The sequence below is a fragment of the Nocardiopsis moroccensis genome (assembly GCF_055763695.1).
Genome location: NZ_CP199747.1, coordinates 2,665,379 through 2,686,681 on the forward strand (window position 1 = coordinate 2,665,379; position 21,303 = coordinate 2,686,681).

Genomic DNA, 21,303 nt, shown 5'->3' on the forward strand with positions numbered 1-21,303 from the left:
CGGGAACGACCTCGGGCGGTCGCGGGACGGCCTCAGGGGCGGCGCTGCTGCCTCGCGGTCGTGTACAGGCAGACCGCGGCGGCCGTGGCCAGATTCAGGCTTTCGGCCCCGCCGTAGATCGGAACGCTGACCGCGCCGTCGGTCAACCGCACGATCTCCTCGGGCAGGCCCCAGGCCTCGTTGCCGAAGACCCAGCCCACCGGGCCGTCCAGGTCACCGTCGTCGGCGAGCTGGTGGAGGTCCCGGTCCCCGCCCCCGTCGGCGGCCCAGACCCGGGCCCCGGTGCCGTGCAGGAAGTCGACCGCCCGGGCCGCCGGTACACCCACCACCACGGGCAGGTGGAACAGGCTCCCGGCGGAGGCCCGCACACACTTGCCGTTGTAGGGGTCGACCGAGGCGTCGGTGAAGATGACGACGTCGGCTCCGGCCGCGTCGGCGGTGCGCAGGACCGTTCCGGCGTTGCCGGGGTCGCGCACGTGGGAGAGGACGACGGCGAGCCGCACGTCGGTGACGCTCTCCAGGGGCACGTCGACGAACTCGCAGACCGCGATGATCCCCTGTGGGGTGATGGTCTGCGCCAGTTCGGACATGACGTCGAGACTGACCCGGTGGGTGGGCACGCCCGCGGTGTGGGCGGCGTCCATGAGGTCGATGTGGCGCCGCATGGCCTCCGCCGTGGCGTAGACCTCGACGACACCGTGGGCGGCCCCACCGTAGGGGGACCGCCCGTCGCCGCCGTTGACGGCGGCCAGTGCCTCCCGTACAGCCTGCGGCCCCTCCGCGAGGAAGCGCCGCTCACGCTGGCGGAAGGTGCGCTTGGCGAGCCGCCGAACCCCCTTGATCCTGGGTGACCGGACACTCGTGAACTCGTGGCTCGCCATCGCTACCTGTCTGCTTCTGTGCCCGCTAGGCCGCGGCGGAGGTGGGAAGGGCCTGCTTGGCCTTCTCCACGAGCGCGGCGAAGGCGGCCTCGTCGTTGACGGCCAGCTCGGCCAGCATGCGACGGTCGACCTCGATCTCGGCCAGCTTCAGACCCTGGATGAGACGGTTGTAGGTCAGGCCGTGAGCGCGGGAGGCGGCGTTGATCCGCTGAATCCACAGACGACGGAACTGCCCCTTGCGGTCCTTGCGGTCCCGGTAGGAGTAGGTCATCGAGTGGAGCATCTGCTCCTTGGCCTTGCGGTACAGACGCGAGCGCTGCCCGCGGTAACCACTGGCCCGGTCGAGAACGACCTTGCGCTTCTTCTTGGCGTTGAGAGCCCGCTTCACGCGTGCCACAGTGACTCCCTCATTGGTTCTTCCGGCGCGCACGGCGCGCCGACCGGTCCGGCCAGGACGGGCCCGGCGGCCGTGTTCGCTTCAGGTGGTCGTCCTCCGAGCGCCTGGCGCGCGCCGACCTGGTCGGACGCACGGGCAACTGCCGAGGAGGACGGGAGGTTCTCCGGTGTTTACTTGCCCAGGAGCTTCTTGATGCCCTTGGTGTCAGCCGGGGAGAGCACGGCCTCGTTGCCCAGCTTGCGCTTGCGCTTGGAGGTCTTGTGCTCAAGGATGTGGTTCTTGTTGGCACGGCGGCGCATGATCTTGCCGGATCCGGTGACCTTGAAACGGTCCTTGGCTCCGCTGTGGGACTTGTTCTTCGGCATGTCGCCGTCGTCTCCTACTCCGTCGGCGCGCCCCCGTCTCGGCTGACGGGTGACGCGGTTGTTCCGCTGCTACGGCGGGATCTGCGTCGCACACCGGTGCATCACAGGCTGTTCGCGCACAGCCCGCCCCACCGCCCGGTTCCGCCTTCGCGACGGCCGGGCGGTGGGGGACTTCCCCTGGCGCCTACGCCTGGTCGCGCTCTTCGCGGCGGGTCTTGTCCCCCGCCGCGGCACGGGCCTCGGCCTTGTGCTCGGAACGCCGCTTGTGCGGACCGATCACCATGACCATGTTGCGGCCGTCCTGCTTGGGCTGGGACTCGACCGTGCCAAGATCCTGGACGTCCTGGGCCAACCGCGCCAGCAGCCTGCGCCCGAGCTCGGGACGGGACTGCTCACGACCACGGAACATGATCGTCACCTTGACCTTGTCCCCGCTCTTGAGGAACCGGACGACGTGACCCTTCTTGGTCTCGTAGTCGTGCGGATCGATCTTCGGGCGGAGCTTGATCTCCTTGATGATCGTGTTCGACTGGTTCTTGCGCGACTCACGGGCCTTGACCGCGGACTCGTACTTGAACTTGCCGTAGTCCATCAGCTTCGCGACCGGCGGGCGCGCGGTCGGCGCGACCTCGACGAGGTCGAGGTCCGACTCCTGGGCGAGACGCAGGGCGTCCTGCACGGAGACGATTCCGACCTGCTCACCGTTGGGTCCGACAAGTCGGACCTCGGGCACCCGGATACGGTCATTGATGCGGGGCTCTGTGCTGATGAGACCCCTCCCTAGCTTTCTCGGATTACCTGGGACCGGCCGTCCACCGTGTGGTGGTCGGCCTGTTCGACCGGGTCGCCCGTGCTTGTTCAGGCCACCCGCCCGCGTTGGGATCTCACCAAAAAGCGAAAACCCCGCCAGCGTGTGCAAGCGGGGTGATCCGACCGGATATTCACGACGGAGACCCCACACGTTCCGCGGACACCCCTGCAGGGGAGACCGGCGAACACGGCGCGGTACGCCCATCGTCTGACCGGGACCCACACGGGCGGGGCCCGGTAGGTGGGAGGATCATCTCCGCTTGCGGCTGCCGGTGTGCGGAGCACACCGGACCAAGTCGATTACGTCCAATATAGCAGGGCCCAGCGACCGGCTGACCACCGAGCCCTCCGGGTCAGGAGCCGGCCGACGCGGAGCGCCGGGCCAACTCCGCCTTGCCCGCGGCCCGCATGGCCCCGACCGGGACGTCCTCGGTCCCGGTCATCAGCCTCACCTGGGCGACGGCCTGGTGCAGCAGCATCGGGAAACCGCCGACCACGCGTCCGCCGCGGGCCGCCACCGCCCTGGCGGCCGCGGTGGGCCAGGGGTCGTAGATCACATCGAACAGGTCGGCCCGGGAGGCCGCGAGCTGCTCGGCGTGCGCGTCCGCCGCCCCCGAGGGCAGGGTGGAGAGTACGAGGTCCACGTCCAGGTGCCGGGCGATCTCCGCCAGCGGCGCCACCCGCACCGGACGGCCCAGGCGCTCGGCCGCCGCGGTGACCTCGCCGGTGCGCGCGGTGTCGCGGGCCAGGACGGTGACCGGGCCGGGCGTTCCCAGTTCCCGCAGAGCCGCGAGGGCGGAGGCCGCGGTGGCTCCCGCGCCCAGGACGACCGCGTCGCGCGGGGTACCGGCCCCGGCCTCGGTCAGGGCCTCGGCGATCCCCGCCACGTCCGTGTTACGGGCCGCCCAGCCCGTGCCCCGCCGGACGAGGGTGTTGGCCCCGCCGACCGCCGCGGCCAGGTCCTCGACCTCGGCGGCCAGCTCCATGGCCCGGCGCTTGAGCGGCATGGTCAGGGAGAGCCCGGCCCACTCGGCCGGGTCCAGCCCGTCGAGGAAGGGCGCCAGATCCTTCTCGTCGCATTCGAACAACCCGTAGGACCAGTCCCGCAGCCCCATGGCCTCGTAGGCCGCGGAGTGCAGGACCGGTGAGAGGGAGTGGGCCACCGGCGAGCCCAGGACCGCGGCGCGCATCAGTCCCCACCACCGCCCCAGGTCTCCTCGAAGCGCTCCTTGAGGACCTCGAACTCCTCGTGGGTCTCGGCGAACTCGGTGACGCCGTTCTCCGGGTCGGTGGCCACGAAGTACAGCCACTCGCCCTCGGCCGGGTCCAGGGCCGCCTCGATGGCGTCCTGCCCCGGGGCCACGAACGGCCCCGGGATGAGACCGGGCTTGTGATAGGTGTCGAACCCGCTGGTGTCGGCCTCACAGGCGGCCAGCTGCTCGTTGTTGAGCGCGATGCCGTACTCCCCGATCGCGTAGAAGCACGTGCTGTCCATCTGGAGCGCCATGTCGATGTCCAGGCGGTTGTGGACCACCCGGGAGATCTTGGGCATGTCCTCGGCCCCGCCGCTCTCGGCCTGGACGATGGAGGCGATCGCCATGATCTCGTTGGCGTCGTAGCCGAGTGCGGCGGCCCTGCCCTCCAGATCGACCTCCGCCGCGACCTGTCGGTGCTGGGTGACCATGGTGCGCAGCATCGACAGGGCCTCGGTGCCGGGCTCGAACTCGTACGTGGCCGGGAACAGGTAGCCCGCGGGGCCCTCCGTCGCGTACTCGGGCAGACCGAGCTCGTCCGTCTGGGCGTAGGCCTCCTGGAGTTCGTCCAGGGTCAGGCCCGTGTTGTCGGCCAGGTGCTCCAGAACCTGTTCGGAACGCAGGCCCTCCCGGATGGTGATCCCTCCGCCGAGCCTGTTCGCCGGGTCGAGCAGGGCCGTCACCGCGCTCTGGCCGCTCATGTTCTCGGCCAGGGAGTAGGTGCCGGGCACCAGGCCGTCACCCAGCTCGTCCTCGGGCATCGCGTCGAGCGCGTTGGTGAAGGCCCGCACGCTGGCGACGACGTCCTGGTCCACCAGGCGCTGGGCGATGGCGGTGCCGCTCTCGCCCTCCTCGATGGTGAAGACGACCTCGCCCTCGCCCTCGCCCTCGTGGTCGGCCGGGAACACGTAGGTGCGCATGACCCCGTATCCGCCGCCGGCCACCACGAGCATCAGGACCAGGGCGAGCAGGACCATCAGGCCCTTGCTCCTGCGCCTGCGGGGTCTGCCCGCGGCACGCCGGGCCGCCTGTGCGGCCTTGGCCCTCCTGGCTCGCTTGCGGTTGGCGCGGCTGTTGCCGTAGGCGGCCGCAATGTCCTCCAGCCGCTCCTCCTCGTAGAGGTCCTCCTCGTCCTCGGCCTCGTCCTCCACCGGGGGCTCGGGGTCGGGCGCGCCGCGGCGGGAACGGCGGGCACGGCGGCGACCGCCGCGACGACCGGCGGGTGCCTCCTCCAACGGGGCCTCGAAGGAACCGGTGTCGCGCGCGGGCTCCTCCTCGGGCTCGGGCGGGTCCGCGGGGGCCTCGGCGAAGGATCCGGTGTCGGCGGGCTCCTCGGCCGCCGCGCGGCGGGAACGGCGACGGCCCCCGCGACCGGAGGGCTCCTCGTCCTGCGGAGGCGAGGCGCGGAACGCGCCGGTGTTGGCGGGCTCCTCGGCGGCCGCACGGCGGGAACGGCGACGGCCGCCGCGACGACCGGCGGGTGCCTCGTCCAGCGGGGCCTCGAAGGAACCGGTGTCGCGCGCGGGCTCCTCCTCGGCCCCCCTGGCCCGTTTGCGGCGAGCGCGGCGGCCCCTGGGCTCCTCCTCGGGCTCGTCGGCCAGGAAGGCGGGGATCGGTTCGTCGGAGTCGTCGTCCCACAGGGGCGAGCGCGGCTCCGCCGGTTCCTCGGCGCGGGCGCGCCGGGCCCTGCGGGGCGGTTCCTCGTGGGACGGCTCCTCGGCCTGGCCGTACCCGCGCTCGCCGGAACCGCCTGGGCCGCCGAAAGCGCCGGGGTCACCATGAGCGCCGAGGTCACCGGGGGCAGTGGGGGCACTGGGGGCGCCGCCCAGGTTGGCCAGGGCGGCGAGCGCCTCCTGGGTCGGGTCGCCGCCCGGGCGCTGATGGCTGCCGGTGTCCGATGGGGAACCCGCCCCGGACCGCTGGGGGTCCTGTCCCCCGCCGCGGGCGGCACGACTGCCCCGTAGCGCTTCGGCCGCGCCCGAACGCCGGGGCGGCGCCGTCGGCCGCTCTCCGGTCCACGGCGCCTCGTCCGCGGGCGGTTCGGCTCTGCGGCGGCGCCCGGGCCGGCCCTGCGGGTCGAACTCCCCGGAGGGCGGGGGGGCGTACCGGGGGGTGCGGAACTCCCCGGTGAAGGGTCCGGTGTGTCCGAACTCACCGGTGTCCGGCTGCTCCGGCCAGGGGGCGGACGGAGGTTCCGGGCGTGCCCGGCGCCCACGCGGCGGCGGCTGCGCGGGCAGCGGGTCGGACAGCGGGTCGTAGTCGTAACCGCCTTCGCGGTCGGCACGCCCACGATAGGGATTGTCGGGGTAGTCATCCCTGTCGTTCATGAGTCTCCCTGGCTGGAGCGGACGATCTCGCCCGGGGGATGGCCTGTTGACCGTTCCTGGTCCAAAGCGCTCTGGAGGAGGACCGTGGCGGCTGCCTGGTCGATGACCGAGCGGCGGGCCCTGCCGCCCCTGGCGCCCTTCTTGCCGAAGGAGGCACCGGAGAGGAGTTGGCCCTGGGCGGTCACGGTGGTGAGTCGTTCGTCTACCAACCGGACGGGCACGGGGTGCAGGAGCTTGGCGAGCGTACCGGCGAACTCCCGGGCGGACCTGGCGGCCGGCCCTTCGCCGCCGGACAGCGAGGCGGGGTAGCCCACAACGACCTCACGCGCCTCGCGCTCCAGGACCAGCTGGGCGATCCGCTGGATGTCGCCCCTGCCGCGCGGAACGGTCTCCACCGGGCTGGCGAGCATACCGCCGGGGTCGCTCGCCGCGACCCCGATGCGGGCGTTGCCTGGGTCGACGGCCAGGCGCACACCGTTCCTCAAGAGGACGTCTCCCCCGGACCGGGGACGGTTCGCGGGCGGGCTGTGCCAGTACGGGCACGGCACCGCGGCTGGGAAATCCTCAACACGGTGGTCCTGTTCATCAGCGTGGATCGCGGGCTGGGCCGCGCAGAGAGCCGTGTGCTCGGCCGTGACGCGCCACAGTATGCCCGATTCGATGACGGTGCGCAGAATCGCTGTTCGTCACCTGCGTGGGTGTGCTCCGCCGGGGGCCGCGGTGCTCCGTGTCGGGCGGGCCGCGACGGGGCCCGGATCTGGGCACGTACCGTCAGAGTGTAAGCCACTCCGGTAGGACGTTGGGGCAACCTTGGGCGCCCTGGCACGGCTCCGCCCGGTACGGCGAGGTCGTGACACGGCCCCGGTACGGCCGGAACCGGCCCCTGCGGCGGCGAGCCGCGGGCCGCGGTCGGGCCGACGACAACGGGTGTGGAGCCCAGCGGCCCCACACCCGTCACCGTCGTCTCACCGGCCGCCCGCGAGGACGGCTCCGCTGCTAGGCCGAGGCGACGCGCGCCTCCACGGCGCGCAGGGCCTCGTCCACCTTGCTCGCGTCACTGCCGCCGCCCTGTGCGATGTCCGGCTTGCCGCCGCCACCGCCGCCGAGGGCGCGGGCCGCGATCCCCACGAGCTCGCCCGCCTTGATCCCGGCCTTCTGCGCGGCCTTGTTCGCGGCGATCACCACGACGGGACGGTCCTTGGGAACCGCCGTCATCGCCACGACCACGGGCTCGTCCTCCCCGAGGCGGCCGCGTACGTCGAGCACCAGCTTGCGCAGGTCGTCGCCGCCGGCGCCCTCCGGCGCCCCGGTGGCCACCACCAGGGCCGAACCGTGGCGGCGCGCGCCCGCCGCGATCTCGCCGGCGGCCTGGAGCACCTGCGCGGCACGCAGCTTCTCGATCTCCTTCTCCGCGGTGCGCAGTCGGGAGACCATCGAGTCGATCCGCTCGGGCAGCTCCTCACGCGGTGTCTTGAGCTGCTCGGAGAGCTGGCCGACCAGAGCCGACTCCTTGGACAGGCGCTTGAACGCGTCCACTCCCACGGCCGCCTCGACGCGGCGCACGCCCGAGCCGATGGAGGACTCCCCCAGCAGTTTGACGATGCCCAGCCTGCTGGTGGACCCGACGTGCGTACCACCGCAGAGCTCGACCGAGTAGTCGCTCATCTCCACGACCCGCACCTGGTCGCCGTACTTCTCGCCGAACATGGCCAGGGCACCCATCTTCAGCGCCTCGTCCAGGCTCTTCTCCTCGGTCCGGACCTCGATGTCGCCGGCGAGGACGGTGTTGACCTCCTCCTCGACCTCGGCCAGGCGCTCCCCACCCAGCGCGTTGTCGGCGGTGAAGTCGAACCGCAGCTGGCCGGGCCGGTTCTCCGAACCCGCCTGTCCGGCCGAGGGGCCGAGCGTGTTGCGCAGCGCCGAGTGGATGAGGTGGGTGGCCGAGTGGGACCGCTCGATCGCGTGGCGGCGCCCGGTGTCGATCTCCGCGTGCACGGTGTCGTCCAGGACGATCTCGCCCGAGCGGACGGTGCCCCGGTGCACGAACAGGCCCGGGAGCGGTTTCTGGACGTCCTCGACCTCCACCGTGCCGCGCCCGTCCACCGACAGGGTGCCGGTGTCGGCGAGCTGACCGCCGCTCTCGGCGTAGAACGGGGTGCGGTCCAGGACGATCTCGACCCTGTCGCCGGTGCGCGCGGCCGGGACCCCGACCCCGTCCACGACGATGCCCTTGACGTGCGACTCGCTCTCGGAGTCGGTGTAGCCGAGGAAGTCGGTGTTCCCGGCCTTCTCGTGCATCTGGGCGTACAGGGAGATGTCCGCGTTGCCGAGCTTCTTGGCCTTGGCGTCGGCCTTGGCCGTGTCCTTCTGGCGCTGCATGAGCTCGCGGAAGGACCCCTCGTCCACGCTCAGGCCCTGTTCGGCGGCCATCTCCAGGGTGAGGTCGATGGGGAAGCCGTAGGTGTCGTGGAGCTGGAAGGCGTCCGCGCCGGAGAAGACGGTGCCGCCCGAAGCGCGGGTGCGCTCCGCGGCGCGCCCGAAGAGCGTGGTGCCCGCGCGCAGGGTGTCCGCGAAGTTGCGCTCCTCGTTGTCGATGACCCCGTGGATGACCTCGGCCTTGTCGAGCAGGTCGGGGTAGATGTCCTTCATCGCGTCGATGCTGACCTCGGTCAGCTCGTGCAGGAAGAAGGACTCGGTGCCCGAGAGCAGGCGCAGGTTGCGGATGGAGCGGCGCAGGATGCGGCGCAGGACGTACCCGGCCTTCTCGTTGCCGGGCTTGACGCCGTCGCCGACGAGCATGACGGCGCTGCGCACGTGGTCGGCGACCACGCGGAGCATCACGTCGTGCTCGTTGTTGTCGCCGTAGGAGGTTCCGGTCAGCTCCGCGGCCCGGTTGAGCACCCGGCCCATGATGTCGGTCTCGTAGATGTTGTCGACGCCCTGCAGGACCGCCGCCAGGCGCTCCAGGCCCAGACCGGTGTCGATGTTCTTCTTGGGCAGGTCGCCGAGGATCGGGTAGTCCTTGCCGCTGCCCTCGCCCCGCTCGTACTGCATGAAGACGAGGTTCCAGATCTCGATGTAGCGGTTCTCGTCCGCCTCCGGGCCGCCCTCGACGCCGTACTCGGGGCCGCGGTCGTAGAAGATCTCGGAGCAGGGGCCGCAGGGGCCGGGCACGCCCATGTCCCAGTAGTTCTCGTCCATGCCCATGCGCTGGATGCGCTCGGGGCGGACCCCGACCTCGTCGCGCCAGATCCGGGCGGCCTCGTCGTCGTCGAGGTAGACGGTCACCCACAGCTTCTCCGGGTCGATCCCGAAACCGCCCTGGTCGACCGGGCTGGTGACGAGCTCCCACGCCAGCGGGATCGCCTTCTCCTTGAAGTAGTCGCCGAAGGAGAAGTTGCCCAGCATCTGGAAGAAGGTGGCGTGCCGGGAGGTCTTGCCGACCTCCTCGATGTCCTTGGTCCGGATGCACTTCTGGACGCTGGTGGCGGTGCTGTAGGAGGGCGTGCGCTGACCCAGGAAGTAGGGCTTGAAGGGGACCATGCCTGCCGGAACCAGCAGCAGGGTGGGATCCTCGGCGATCAGGCTTGCCGAGGGCACCACGGTGTGTCCGTTCTTCTCGAAGAAACTGAGGAAGCGGCGCGCGATCTCTGCCGTCTCCATTGATGCCCTCCTGTGCTTGGCTCCGCCGACTGGCGGCGGGGTTGTCCCTGGGTGGGACCGTGGTCACGCGTGGTCGATAGGGGCCCATCGTAGAGGGAACCGCCACGCCTGCGCGCATGGTTTGCTGTGGCCGCCGGGACCCGCACCGTTAGGACAACGGCGGTGGTCCGGCCATTCCAAGGCTATCGCCGCCGACCACCGGCGGATCCGCACGGAGGCCGCCGCGGCCGGGGCCCCGGGCGAACGCGGGCCCCGGCACGGGAACGCCGAAGGGCCCGGCGTGAGCGCCGGGCCCTGGCTGCCGGTACCGCGCTCGCCGTCGGGCCGACGGGAGCCGCGGGCCGTTCTAGGCGGTGGCGTAGTAGGCACGCACCTGCTGAACGAACATGAGGCCGATCATCGTGCCGTGGAAGAGGAGCGGAATGATCATCAGGAAGCCCCCCGTGATGATCAGGAACACCAGGATCAGAGCAGCGACGATGTTGAAGGCGACGACACCCCAGTAGAGCCCGGTCTTGCGGCGACCCATCATGGCCGCGAGCGTAATCGAGGCGATGCCGTAAACGAGCGGGATCAGGGCGAAGAGGAACCCGAGTGCGGCGAAGACGCTGCTGAGGCCCGCGCTCTGGAGCTCCATCACGAGCTCGTCGCCCGCGACCAGGAAGGCGAAGCCGATGAGCAGACCGAAGATGACGCCGAATGGGCCGCCGATGAACATCAGGACCCGGACCGCAATGGCAGCGCCCGGGAGCGAGGTGGGCGTGCCCGGAGCGGCGCCGTACTGGGGCGGGGGCGGGACCGGGCCGCCCGGAGCACCGTAGGGCTGACCGGCCGCGGGGCCCTGGGGGTAGCCGTAGCCGCCCTGCTGGGGGTACTGCGGCTGCTGGCCCTGGCCGGGGGGCTGGTGGGGGTCGGGGGAAGACGAGGGATGCACTGTGGTCCTCTCTGGGGAGACTGGGGTACGGCGGAGAAATCCTACAGACGCGGGCAGGCGCTGGCCGGGACTCGGCGAAACCCGCCGTCGGCGGCCCGGCCCCGGTCGTGGGGCGGGGCCGCCTCGGGGCGCCGGGGGCTCAGGCCGGCCCGCCGGTGCCCGGGTCCGTCAGTATCCCGCGTAGGGGTTGACGGGCCGGGGTCCGTAGTAGGCGCGGGTGACGGGGAGCACCATCAGGACGATCATGCCGACCGCGAAGAGCAGCGGGAGGACCCCCAGGAAGCCGCCGGTGGCGACGCCGAAAACCAGCGAGAGGGCGGCCAGCGCCTGGAAGACGACGGTCATCCACAGGATCACCGGGCTGCGCCGGCCCAGGAACGAGGCCAGGGCGGTGGACACGAACCCGTAAAGGAACATGATGCCGCCCATGATCGCCATCACGATGGCGACCTCCCCGGGGCTGACGTAGGTGCCCGATGTCTGGACGCCCTCGGCGAAGCCCTGGGAGAACTCGTTGTCACCACCGGCCAGGAGCGCCACCGCCAGGAGGAGTCCGCCGAAGATCAGGCCGGTGACACCCCCGATGAACATGAGCACCCGGACGGTGATGGCGGTCCCGGGCATCTTGTCGGACTGCTGCGGCGCACCGGGGAACCCGGGCGGGCCCTGCTGGTAGGGGCCCTGCCCACCGGGGACTGAACCGTAGGGCTGTTCGGGCGGGTACATGGCTTTTCCTCCATCATTGACTGTTTCGTCAACCGTACAGACGCACGCTGGAGGAAACCGGTTCGCCCTGGTGACGTCACAGTTTTGACCAGTCCTGTTGCGTCCCGCAGCCGTGGCGTTCAGCGGCTACCCGGGGCCGGGGAGTTCCCCCGATGAGGTGCCGGCAGAGCGCAGGGACCGGTTCTCGGGCGCGTAGCGGCGCAGCATCTCGGCCTCTTCCCGGCGCACCGCCTCGGCGAGGTCCTCGTTGAGTTCCTGGAGGGCTCCCCGGTACTCGCTGACCCGGCCCTCGACCCGGTCCGCGATACCGCCGGGGGTCAGGGCGTTGCGGGCCCGGTTGACGCGGTGGACCACGTAGCCGCCGAGCGCGGCGCCCGCGGCGAGGTAGAACAGTCTGCCGATCACCGGTTCTCCCTCCGCCTGCGGCCGCGCATCACGGCCAGGGCCTTGCGGCGCCCCAGGACCTGGCGGACCGCGTAGGAGAACGAGGCGACCCTCACCAGCGGGCCGGTGAACACCGACCGGGTCAGCGCGGTCATGGTGGAGACGTCCTCCGAGGAGGCCTGCACGTTGGCGGTGATCTCCTCGACCCGCTCCAGCGAGGTGTTGGTGCGTTCCACCGTGGAGGCCACGTCGTCCAGCAGCGGCGGGGTACGGTCCCCCAGTTCCGAGACGACCTTCGTGGTCTCGTTGATGAGCTTGATCAGTTTGACGAGCGCCACGCACATGAACGTGGCAAGCACCGCCCAGACCACCGCGGCGACGAGCGCGGCGACCTCTCCTCCGGTCAGCATGAAGGCTCCGTAGGGCAGATAGAGGGTTGCTTCGAGGGTGTGCGAACGGTCGCGGCGCGCGAGGCGCGCACCGGTACCGCGGGGCGTGTACGGGGGGCCGGCGACTGCGCCGGGTCGGGTCTCCCGAGCCGTGTCCGCCGCCCCCGCCGGTGGGGCCGAGGCGGTCGGTTTCGGCTGACCCTATCGCGTCCTCCCCACGGACGTGCGGGCACGCCACGGTGCGGCCTGTCGGTGAGTCCTCTCACGTACCGGGCGCGCTCGGGCCCTCCCTGGCCGGTGGGCCCCGGGGATCGACGGAAGCAGGCGTCCTCCGGGAGAATCACTACAGAGCGGGAACTTCACTACGATGTCCGGACACCTCAGCCGCTCATTGGCCTCAGAAGCACCGACAGGACACGCATGAGCCCTCGTTCTCCCCGAGAGATCTCCGTACTGGTACCACCGGACCTGGCCCCCCTCTACCCCGACGATCCGGCACGAATCGGCCCCTATCTCGCCCTGGGACGCCTGGGGCAGGGCACTACCGGTACCGTCTACGCCGCGGTGGACACCTCCTCCACCACCGCGGGTGACCGACTGGTCGCCGTGAAGGTGCTCCGCTCCCCCGAGCTGGAATCACCCGACGTCTACCCCGCCCTCGCCCAGAGGCTGCGCAACCTGTCCTCCGTCGACCCCCAGCGGGTGGTCGCCCCCCTGAACTTCGACGCGGACGCCAACCCGCCGTGGCTGGCCATGCCCTACCTCGCCGGTCAACGGCTCTCCCACTACGTGACCAAACGGGGCGGACTCGGCACCGGGAAGCTGATCGCTCTGGCCATCGGGCTGGCCGAGGGGTTGTCGGCCCTGCACGCACGCGGGGTGGCGCACGGTTCGCTACGGCCCAGCGAGGTCCTCCTGGAGTCGCACGGTCCGCACATCATGGAGTGCGCCGTCGCCGCGGACTCCGAGCGGCTGCGCGGTTCGGGGGCCACGTGGCTGAGCCCCGAGCGCTATCGGGGCGGTGTGGCGACCCCGGCCGCGGACGTCTTCGCCTGGGGCGCCGTCGTGGCGTTCGCCGGGACCGGGCGGCTGCCCTTCGGCACCGGTGAGCCCGAGGAGATCTCCCAGCGGGTGGCGTCCGGTTCCTTCTCCCTGGACGGCCTGGCCAAGGGCCTGCGTCCGGTCGTGGGCCGGGCCCTGGACCCGAACCCGGACCAGCGGCCCAGCCTGCGGGAGGTCATCGGAGCGGTCATCGCGGTCTGGCAGGCCGAGAACACCGAGGAGGGGGCGGTCCCCGCGCCCGGGGACCGCGAGGAGATCGGACGGATCCTCGAACGCGAGTGGCACGCCGTGGAGCCCGCCCCGCGCGTCCCCGAGGTGATCCGGTTGGAGGGGCGGCTGTCCAACCACCGTCCCTCCCGGGCCCTCTTCCTGACGGGTGTGGTGGCGGTGGCCGGCGTGCTCATCGGCGGCGGCGCCTGGGGGGTCGCCCAGGTGGTCGGCGGCGGCACCGAAGCCGGTCCGGTGGCGGAGGAGGTCCCGGAGGAGCCGGAGGAGACCGCCTCGGAGGAAGAGGAGGACCCGCGCACCCTGGTGGTCCGCTTCGACCCCGCCGAGCAGGAGGAGCCGGAGGAGGGGGACGGGGAACGGGTGTGGGTGTACACCCCGGTCACCCGGGACGGCGAGATCCCGCGCAACCAGGGGATTCCGAGCCACGAGGCCTGGGCCGAGCAGTGGGAGGAGGCCGGGGAACCCGGTCAGGCCGTCATCCGGACCGACGCCGAGGTGCTGTGCGCCAGGTTCTGTGCCGCGCCCGAGCACGTCTTCCTCGACGAGGAGGCGCGCGGTACCTGGGAGCTGAGCGGGAGCGACTTCATCGACTACCTCTCCTGGGGGCCGGTGATGATCGTGGAGATCACCTTCGCCGAGGACCAGGAGGGTGAGGGGCCCCGCGAGGTGGTGGAGGTCGTCGAGCTGTTCTCCGACTGAACCGCCGCCAGGAGTGCGGCCCGCCGGGGATCCCGGCGGGCCGCGCGCGTTCCCCGCCCCCGGGGCCGCCCGCCGGTCCCCTAACCGCCGCCCTTGAGGACGCTCCTGATCCGCTGGAGGACCTCGGTGAACCGCCGTTCGGTCCCGTGCTGGGTGGGGCGGTAGTACTCGCGCTCGGTGAGCCCCTCGGGGGCGTGCTGCTGCGGAGCGACCCCGCCCGGGTAGTCGTGGGCGTAGCGGTAGCCCTTGCCGTGTCCGAGATCGGCGGCGCCCTTGTAGTGGCCGTCGCGCAGGTGCGGCGGGACCGGGCCGGCCCGTCCCGCGCGCACGTCCGCCATCGCCTCGTCGATGGCGGTGATGACCGCGTTGGACTTGGGGGCCAGGCTGATGTGGATGACCGCCTGCGCCAGGTTGATGCGCGCCTCGGGCATACCGATGAGCTCCACCGCCTGGGCAGCCGCGACCGCGGTCTGCAGGGCCGTGGGGTCGGCCATCCCCACGTCCTCGCTGGCGTGCACGACCAGGCGCCGGGCGATGAAGCGGGGGTCCTCTCCCGCCTCGACCATGCGTGCCAGGTAGTGCAGGGCGGCGTCGGGGTCGGATCCGCGCATGCTCTTGATGAAGGCACTGATGACGTCGTAGTGCTGGTCGCCGGAGCGGTCGTAGCGCACGGCGTGGCGGTCGACGGCCCGTTCGACGTGGTCGGCGGTGATCTCCACGGGTTCGGGGCCCACCGGGCCGGAGACCAGCGCGGCGGCCTCCAGGTAGGTCAGGGAACGGCGCCCGTCTCCCCCGGCCAGGCGGATGAGATGGTCGCCGCCCTCCTCCGTGAGGGTGTAGCGGCCGTCCAGACCGCGTTCGTCGGTCAGTGCCCGCTCGACCAGGGCCCGGATGTCGGAGTCGTCGAGGGACTCCAGGGACAGCAGCAGGGAGCGGGAGAGCAGTGGGCTGACCACGGAGAAGAAGGGATTCTCGGTGGTGGCACCGATGAAGCTGACCCAGCGGTTCTCCACCGCGGGCAGCAGGGCGTCCTGTTGGGTCTTGTTGAAGCGGTGCACCTCGTCGACGAAGAGCAGGGTGCGGGTGCCGTGCATACCCATGCGGCGTTTTGCCTCGTCGACGACGGCCCGCACGTCCCTGACCCCGGCGTTGACCGCGGAGAGCTCCACGAACCGGCGCTGGGTGACCCGGCTGACCACGGTGGCCAGGGTGGTCTTCCCGGTCCCCGGCGGGCCCCACAGGAACACGGACATGGGCGCGTCGTCCTCGACCAGGCGGCGCAGCGGGCTGCCCTCGCCCAGGAGGTGGCGTTGGCCCACGACCTCGTCGAGGGAGCGCGGCCGCATGCGCACGGCCAGCGGTTCCTGCCCCTTGGCGGCCTCGGCCCCGGCATCGTCGAACAGTGTTTCGGACACCCACCCAGGGTAGGTGAGACCGGGGACGCTCCCGGCCGCTTCCGGTGTTCCTCAGCCCGCGTTGACGGGCAGGTTCTCCGGGCTCTCCGCCTGCTCGGGGGGCGGCGCGGCGCGCGGGATCATCCGGGTGATCAGGAGCGCGATGTCGTCGCCCCGGCCCGCGGGCGCCATCTCGGCCAGGACCTGGGCCGCGGCCCCGGGGTTCTCTCCGTGTTCGGCGAGCGCCTCCCCGACCTGGGTCAGCCCGTCCTGCATGGTGACCTCGGAACTCTCCACGAGCCCGTCGGAGCACAGCAACAGCGTGGTGCCCGGAGCCAGGACCCGGGTGGTCACGGTGTACTCGGTGTCCGCGAGCACGCCCAGGGGCGGGCCGGTCTCGGGGGCCCACAGCTCGTAGGTTCCCCTGGACGCGAGCACGGCGGGGGGCTGGCCCGCCCAGGCCGCCTGCATGACACCGCTCCCCCGGTCCACCACGAGGTAGCCGCAGGTGGCGAAGACGATCTCACCCGTCTCGGTGAGCAGCCGGTTGGTTTCGCCCAGGACCACGCCGGGGTCGGACTGGTTGGTCGCGTAGGCGCGGAAGGCCACACGGATCTGGCCCATGGCCGCGGCCGCCTCCACCCCGTGGCCCTGCACGTCCCCGACGAGGAGGCCCACCTTGTTGTCGGGGAGCTCGATGACGTCGTAGAAGTCGCCGCAGATCCGCCACTCCGCACGGGAGGGCAGGTACTTGGTGGCGATGTCCATGTCGGGAAAGCTCGCCACCTGTCGGGGCAGCATCCGGCGTTGGACGGCATCGGCCAGTTCGAGCTCGGCCTGCTGGGCCTTGATCCGCTGGAGAGCCTGACCGGCCAGGCCCGCGAAGGTGAGCATGAGCGCGCGTTCGTCGCGGCTGGCGTGGTGGGGCCGGTCCCAGACCATCTGCCACACCCCGAGGGCGATCTTGCCGTCCCCGAAGATCGGCACGGTGGCCCAGGCCTGGCCGCGGACCGAGCGCATCAGTTCGACCGCGGCGGGGAACCGGCTGACGATCTCGGCCCGGCTCTCGAAGAAGCGGGGCTGGCGGTCCTGGATGACCGCGCCCATCGGGAAGTCGGTGTCATCGGCGCGACGGCCGTCGATGTGCTCCACGTAACCGCGCTCGCGGGCGCTGGGCGAGGTGCGCAGCAGCCCCTCCTCGACGTAGAGGGCCGCGGCGCCGGTACCGCCGAAGATCGGCAGGAACTCCTCGCTGAGCAGGTCCATGACCTTGTCGACGGTGGTGGCCGAGACGAGTTTGGAGGACAGTTCGGTGACCAGGCGACCGTGCTCGGCCTCGGTGCGGCGGCGGTCGGCGAGTCTGCGCACCAACTGGACGTGCTCGGTGACGTCGTCGACGATCCCCACGAGGCGGTCGGGTTGCCCGGGTACGTACCGGGCGCGCACGTGCAGGGAGCGTTCGTCGCCGAGGCGGTCGAAGATCCGGAAGCGCTGCTCGTAGTCACGCCCGGAAAAGGAGACCGCGATGGCGTCGCGCACACGGGCCGTGTCGTCCGGGTGGACGCGTTCGAGGATGTGTTCGAGCTCGCGGTCGTCCCCGGCCAGGAGACCGCCCAGCGGGGTCGGGCCGAAGAGTTCCCGGAGGCGGCCGTTGCTGAGGTCCAGGCTCCACAGGACGGAGTCGGAGTTGTCGGTGCGCAGGTCCCCGACCACGCGCAGGTCGGCCTCCTCGGTGGACAGCGTGTGGAAGAGCACGATCGCACCGGAAGCGGACTCGTGGCCGTCGGTGAGGGGGCGCAGCCCGATCTCCGCCATCCGGGAGGATTTGTCGGTGACCGACAGGCGCAGGCGGGAGCGGCGGTCCCAGTTCCCGGAGAGCGCCTCCCGATGGGTCCGCGCCCCATGCTCGACGTCATGGGATTCCAGGAGGTCGAACCAGGGCCTGCCGGTGAGTTCCGCCTCGTCTGCGCCGAACAGTGCGGTGAGCGCGTGGTTGGCGTGCTGGATCGCGCCGTCGGCCCCGGTGACCGCCATGGGCTCGGGTGCGTGGCGGAACGCCTCCGCGAGAGCGTTCTCGGAGCCACCGCCTGAAGCGCGTTTTCCGTTCACGTATGACTCATCCTCATGTCGGCTCGGACGTCACACCCGCGCTCCGGCGCGGTCACCCCTGGAACGTACCGATTCGGCTCATTGTAGTGTCCGGCGGCGGCCCCGGCCCGGGTGGGAACCGGGGCGGGCGTATCGGCGCCCCGCCCGTCGGCTGCACCGCCTCGTCGGGCACGGACCCTCATGGTCCATCAACGTGACGGGGTAACGGCTGCTTCCGCTCCGGTGGCCGCACCCTACCGACCCCGAGGCGTGAATCGTTACGCTCGTGTGACTCGGCGGCGCAGAAATGCACTCCGCTCCCACCTCGCCCCGAATGGGGGCGGTCCCGCTGGTGCACCGTGTTCACTCCAGAACACGTGCGGTTCGCGGCGTGGGAGGGTGATTCGCCCCCAACGGTAGGGGATGACGGGCCCGACCGCATCCGAGTGTCATCGACTTCCCCTTTACGGGCAGACTATTTGACCTGTTAATCACCTTTTCTTCGCATTCTGACCGAATGTGGCAAGTTCGAAGTGCGGTTATTACGGGCACCGAACTGTTCAGCCGAGAACTCGTCCGACACCCCGAGGACTCACCATGCACCCTGCACACGCCCGCTCCGTGACGGGACGGCTCCTTCACGGCACCACGTGGAACTGGACCTGTCGGCTCTGCACCTACAGCAATCCCGACGACGAGGACATCTGCTGCCAACAGTGCGGCGCTACCAAGCGCTGAACCCCGCCCCGGAACGACGGCGGGGCGGCACCCGGCAGAACCGTGTGCCGCCCCGTGGAGAACGCTCCCGGCGCAAGGGGGCGGGGCGCCGGGTTCCGGGCGGACCCGGACTCCGACGCCCCGCCCTCGCGCGTCTACTTCTTCTGGTCCTTCGGCGGAACCACCGTGCGGATGTGCACGTCCTTCAACTGCTGGTCGGAGACGGCCGCGGGGGCGCCCATCATCAGGTCCTGCGCGTTCTGGTTGAGCGGGAAGGCGATGGTCTCCCGGATGTTGGGCTCGTCGGCGAGGAGCATCACGATCCGGTCGATGCCGGGAGCGATGCCGCCGTGCGGCGGGGCGCCGAACTTCAGCGCCCTGAGCATGCCGCCGAACTCGGCCTCGACCGCTTCCTTGTCGTAGCCCGCGATGTCGAAGGCCCGGTACATGATCTCGGGCGAGTGGTTCCGGATCGCCCCGGAGGACAGTTCCACACCGTTGCAGACGATGTCGTACTGCCAGGCGAGGATGTCCAGCGGGTCCTTGTTCTCGAGCGCGTCCATTCCGCCCTGGGGCATGGAGAACGGGTTGTGGCTGAACTCGATGTGGCCCTCGTCGGAGCGCTCGAACATCGGGAAGTCCACGATCCAGCAGAAACGGTAGACCTTCTCCTCGAAGAGGTCGGCGCGCTTGCTCGCCTCCACACGGACCGGGGCCATGATCCGGTTGATCTCGGCGTCGTCCTCGCTGGCACAGAAGAACAGGCCGTATCCGGGGCCGGCACCGAGGGTCTGGAGCAGCTCGTCGGTGATCTCGGTGACGAACTTGGCGATGGGGCCGGTCAGCTCGCCGTTCTCGCCGACCTTCAGCCAGGCCAGGCCCTTGGCGCCGTTCTCGACCGCGAAGTCGCCGATGCCGTCGAAGAACTTGCGGGGCTTGTCGCCCACCTGGGGCACGGCCAGGGCACGGACCCTCTTGCCCTCGAAGGCACGGAAGTCGGTCTTGCCGAAGAGCTCGGTGACGTCGAGCATCTTCATCGGCGCACGCAGGTCGGGCTTGTCGGTGCCGTACCACTCAAGGGCGTCGCGGTAGGCGATGCGCGGATAGGGGGAGGTGATCTCCCAGTCCGTGGAGAACTCCCGGAAGACCTCGGTCATGACCTTCTCGATGACCTCGAAGACGTCCTCCTGCTCGACGAAGCTCATCTCCACGTCGAGCTGGTAGAACTCGCCGGGTGAGCGGTCGGCGCGGCTGTCCTCGTCACGGAAGCAGGGGGCGATCTGGAAGTAGCGGTCGAACCCGGCGATCATCAGGAGCTGCTTGAACTGCTGCGGCGCCTGGGGCAGGGCGAAGAACTCCCCCGGGTGCAGGCGCGAGGGCACGAGGAAGTCGCGAGCGCCCTCGGGGCTGGAGCTGGTCAGGATCGGGGTCTGGAACTCGTTGAAGCCCAGCTCCGTCATCTTCTGGCGGATGTAGGCCACCACCTGCGAGCGCAGCATGACGTTGCGGTGCATCCGCTCCCGGCGCAGGTCCAGGAAGCGGTAGGTGAGGCGGCGCTCCTCGGAGGTGTTGTCCTCGGGGAAGACCGTCAGGGGGAGCTCCTCGGTGGTGCCGAGGACCTCCACCTGCGCCGCCTCGATCTCGATCTCACCGGTGGGCAGGTTCGGGTTGACGTTCTCGGCGCTGCGTGCGCTGACCAGCCCCGTGACCTGGATCACCGACTCCTTGGAGATCCGGCTGAGCTCCTCGAACACCGGGGACTCGGGGCGGGCCATGAGCTGCGTGACGCCGTAGTGGTCGCGCAGGTCGACGAAGAGCAGGCCGCCGAGGTCACGGCGGTTGTGCACCCAGCCAGAGAGGCGCGCTTGCTGCCCGACGTGCTCCTTACGGAGCTGACCACACGAATGAGTCCTGTAACGATGCATGAGTTACCAAGTCCACTAACTACACGGCTGAGCGAGGATGCCGGGGAGCCCGTGACCGGGCCCGGCTGAAGGCATGGCCTGAAGGCATGGCATTGCCCCTTGAACATCTGGAATCCTACCGCCAACGGCACCACCTGGCCTCCTGGTCGAAACGGCGGGGGCGGGGCCGAAAGGTCAGCCCGCGACGCCGCGCAGGTACGGGTTGGTGGCGCGCTCACGCCCCACCGTGGTGGCGGGACCGTGCCCGGGCAGGATCTGGGTGTCGTCGCGGCGGGCCAGGACCGCCCTGGCGAGGCTGGCCGTCATCGCGGCGCCGTCACCGCCCGGGAAGTCCGTGCGGCCGACGGACCCGGCGAAGACCAGGTCGCCGGCGAACATCACCGGAGCCCCGTCCTCGGTGTACGTGACATAGACGACCGAACCCGGGGTGTGCCCCGGGGTGTGCTCGACGGTGAACTCCATCCCCGCCAGGGTGAGCACCGCGCCGTCACCGATCTCGACCAGGTGGGTCGGCTCGGGGTGGGGGCCGGGCCCCAGGAGCATCTGCAGTTGGGCGGCGAAGCCCGCATCGACTCCGGCGGCGGGCTCGGTGAGCAGACCGCGGTCCGCACCGTGCAGGTGCACCGGGATCCCATGGCGGTCACCGAGTTCGGCGGCCGACCAGACGTGATCGAAGTGTCCGTGGGTCAGCAGGACGGCGGTCGGGGTGAGCCCGTGTTCGGCCAGGACCCCTGCCACCTGGGGGGCGGCGTCCTGACCCGGGTCCACGATGACGCAGTCGCCGCCCGGGGCCGGTGCGAGCACGTAGCAGTTCGCGGAGAGGGGCCCGGTGGGAAGTGCGGCGATGAGCACGGCGGAGGTCATCCTGTCCTGGTGGTTTTCACTGGCCACGGGGGACGCCCGAACACGGCCGGGCCACGTGCCCCCGGCCGCAGAGCCTACCGAGCCGGGTCGGGACGGGCGAACCGGTGGCTTCTCGGCGAACGCGTTTGATCACCATTCGATCACCGCGCGCGCCCGGGCTCTTTGCCAAAGCGCGTGGTAGTGCCATATTGGTCACC

At 70.9% G+C, this 21,303-nt stretch carries 18 protein-coding genes; 2 read left to right on the plus strand and 16 right to left on the minus strand.

What is annotated here, in order from left to right; translation table 11 throughout:
* Window positions 1-32: 32 nt before the first annotated feature.
* From ACUKCB_RS11825 to ACUKCB_RS11880, 12 genes are all read right to left on the minus strand, one after another.
* Window positions 33-881, minus strand: a complete 849-nt coding sequence (locus ACUKCB_RS11825) for a TrmH family RNA methyltransferase (protein WP_473040556.1) — start codon at window positions 879-881, stop codon at window positions 33-35.
* A gap of 25 nt (window positions 882-906) precedes the next feature.
* Window positions 907-1,278: a 50S ribosomal protein L20 gene (gene rplT, locus ACUKCB_RS11830; protein WP_191273595.1), complete on the minus strand. Its 372-nt coding sequence runs from the start codon at window positions 1,276-1,278 to the stop codon at window positions 907-909.
* A 170-nt stretch (window positions 1,279-1,448) separates the two neighbouring features.
* Entirely contained in the window at window positions 1,449-1,643 is a 195-nt protein-coding gene (rpmI, locus tag ACUKCB_RS11835) for a 50S ribosomal protein L35 (RefSeq protein WP_191273593.1), read from the minus strand.
* A gap of 184 nt (window positions 1,644-1,827) precedes the next feature.
* Complete coding sequence (gene infC / locus ACUKCB_RS11840; protein WP_229826313.1) at window positions 1,828-2,376, minus strand: translation initiation factor IF-3; 549 nt, start codon at window positions 2,374-2,376, stop codon at window positions 1,828-1,830.
* 430 nt (window positions 2,377-2,806) lie between these two features.
* Window positions 2,807-3,643, minus strand: coding sequence for a shikimate dehydrogenase (locus ACUKCB_RS11845; protein ID WP_473040557.1), 837 nt, complete (start codon window positions 3,641-3,643; stop codon window positions 2,807-2,809).
* The gene (gene mltG, locus ACUKCB_RS11850; protein WP_473040558.1) at window positions 3,643-6,033 is read right to left on the minus strand and encodes an endolytic transglycosylase MltG; all 2,391 of its coding nucleotides are present in this window, start codon (window positions 6,031-6,033) and stop codon (window positions 3,643-3,645) included. Before mltG ends, ACUKCB_RS11845 begins: the two co-directional genes overlap by 1 nt.
* Window positions 6,030-6,518 (minus strand): Holliday junction resolvase RuvX, encoded by a 489-nt coding sequence (gene ruvX / locus ACUKCB_RS11855; protein ID WP_473040559.1) that lies wholly within the window; start codon window positions 6,516-6,518, stop codon window positions 6,030-6,032. Before ruvX ends, mltG begins: the two co-directional genes overlap by 4 nt.
* Window positions 6,519-7,029: 511 nt before the next feature.
* Window positions 7,030-9,696, minus strand: a complete 2,667-nt coding sequence (gene alaS / locus ACUKCB_RS11860; protein WP_473040560.1) for an alanine--tRNA ligase — start codon at window positions 9,694-9,696, stop codon at window positions 7,030-7,032.
* A gap of 346 nt (window positions 9,697-10,042) precedes the next feature.
* Window positions 10,043-10,630, minus strand: coding sequence for a hypothetical protein (locus ACUKCB_RS11865; RefSeq protein WP_473040561.1), 588 nt, complete (start codon window positions 10,628-10,630; stop codon window positions 10,043-10,045).
* Window positions 10,631-10,798: 168 nt separating this feature from the next.
* Window positions 10,799-11,356 carry a hypothetical protein gene (locus tag ACUKCB_RS11870; RefSeq protein WP_473040562.1) on the minus strand — a complete coding sequence of 186 codons (558 nt, stop codon included), beginning with the start codon at window positions 11,354-11,356 and terminating at the stop codon, window positions 10,799-10,801.
* 126 nt (window positions 11,357-11,482) lie between these two features.
* Complete coding sequence (locus tag ACUKCB_RS11875) at window positions 11,483-11,761, minus strand: hypothetical protein (RefSeq protein ID WP_473040563.1); 279 nt, start codon at window positions 11,759-11,761, stop codon at window positions 11,483-11,485.
* Window positions 11,758-12,150 (minus strand): DUF948 domain-containing protein, encoded by a 393-nt coding sequence (locus ACUKCB_RS11880; protein WP_191273577.1) that lies wholly within the window; start codon window positions 12,148-12,150, stop codon window positions 11,758-11,760. Before ACUKCB_RS11880 ends, ACUKCB_RS11875 begins: the two co-directional genes overlap by 4 nt.
* A gap of 399 nt (window positions 12,151-12,549) precedes the next feature.
* On the opposite strand from ACUKCB_RS11880, the gene ACUKCB_RS11885 reads away from it, so the two are divergent.
* Entirely contained in the window at window positions 12,550-14,118 is a 1,569-nt protein-coding gene (locus tag ACUKCB_RS11885; RefSeq protein WP_473040564.1) for a protein kinase, read from the plus strand.
* An 80-nt stretch (window positions 14,119-14,198) separates the two neighbouring features.
* Here ACUKCB_RS11885 and ACUKCB_RS11890 read toward each other — a convergent pair whose 3' ends face one another.
* Window positions 14,199-15,533 carry a replication-associated recombination protein A gene (locus ACUKCB_RS11890; RefSeq protein ID WP_473040565.1) on the minus strand — a complete coding sequence of 445 codons (1,335 nt, stop codon included), beginning with the start codon at window positions 15,531-15,533 and terminating at the stop codon, window positions 14,199-14,201.
* Between the two features lie 51 nt (window positions 15,534-15,584).
* Window positions 15,585-17,621: a SpoIIE family protein phosphatase gene (locus ACUKCB_RS11895; RefSeq protein WP_473040566.1), complete on the minus strand. Its 2,037-nt coding sequence runs from the start codon at window positions 17,619-17,621 to the stop codon at window positions 15,585-15,587.
* Between the two features lie 576 nt (window positions 17,622-18,197).
* Here ACUKCB_RS11895 and ACUKCB_RS11900 point away from each other — a divergent pair.
* Window positions 18,198-18,338, plus strand: coding sequence for a hypothetical protein (locus ACUKCB_RS11900; protein WP_473040567.1), 141 nt, complete (start codon window positions 18,198-18,200; stop codon window positions 18,336-18,338).
* Window positions 18,339-18,472: 134 nt separating this feature from the next.
* Here ACUKCB_RS11900 and aspS read toward each other — a convergent pair whose 3' ends face one another.
* Window positions 18,473-20,242 (minus strand): aspartate--tRNA ligase, encoded by a 1,770-nt coding sequence (aspS, locus tag ACUKCB_RS11905; RefSeq protein WP_473040568.1) that lies wholly within the window; start codon window positions 20,240-20,242, stop codon window positions 18,473-18,475.
* Between the two features lie 174 nt (window positions 20,243-20,416).
* Complete coding sequence (locus ACUKCB_RS11910; protein WP_473040982.1) at window positions 20,417-21,094, minus strand: MBL fold metallo-hydrolase; 678 nt, start codon at window positions 21,092-21,094, stop codon at window positions 20,417-20,419.
* Window positions 21,095-21,303: the final 209 nt, after the last annotated feature.

Excerpts from the sequence above, each read along its gene's own strand:
- ACUKCB_RS11825 (WP_473040556.1), bottom strand. The coding sequence starts at position 881 with ATGGCGAGCCACGAGTTCACGAGTGTCCGGTCACCCAGGATCAAGGGG.
- rpmI (WP_191273593.1), bottom strand. The coding sequence starts at position 1,643 with ATGCCGAAGAACAAGTCCCACAGCGGAGCCAAGGACCGTTTCAAGGTC.
- ACUKCB_RS11845 (WP_473040557.1), bottom strand. The coding sequence starts at position 3,643 with ATGCGCGCCGCGGTCCTGGGCTCGCCGGTGGCCCACTCCCTCTCACCG.
- mltG (WP_473040558.1), bottom strand. The coding sequence starts at position 6,033 with ATGAACGACAGGGATGACTACCCCGACAATCCCTATCGTGGGCGTGCC.
- alaS (WP_473040560.1), bottom strand. The coding sequence starts at position 9,696 with ATGGAGACGGCAGAGATCGCGCGCCGCTTCCTCAGTTTCTTCGAGAAG.
- ACUKCB_RS11870 (WP_473040562.1), bottom strand. The coding sequence starts at position 11,356 with ATGTACCCGCCCGAACAGCCCTACGGTTCAGTCCCCGGTGGGCAGGGC.
- ACUKCB_RS11880 (WP_191273577.1), bottom strand. The coding sequence starts at position 12,150 with ATGCTGACCGGAGGAGAGGTCGCCGCGCTCGTCGCCGCGGTGGTCTGG.
- ACUKCB_RS11885 (WP_473040564.1), top strand. The coding sequence starts at position 12,550 with ATGAGCCCTCGTTCTCCCCGAGAGATCTCCGTACTGGTACCACCGGAC.
- ACUKCB_RS11900 (WP_473040567.1), top strand. The coding sequence starts at position 18,198 with ATGCACCCTGCACACGCCCGCTCCGTGACGGGACGGCTCCTTCACGGC.
- aspS (WP_473040568.1), bottom strand. The coding sequence starts at position 20,242 with ATGCATCGTTACAGGACTCATTCGTGTGGTCAGCTCCGTAAGGAGCAC.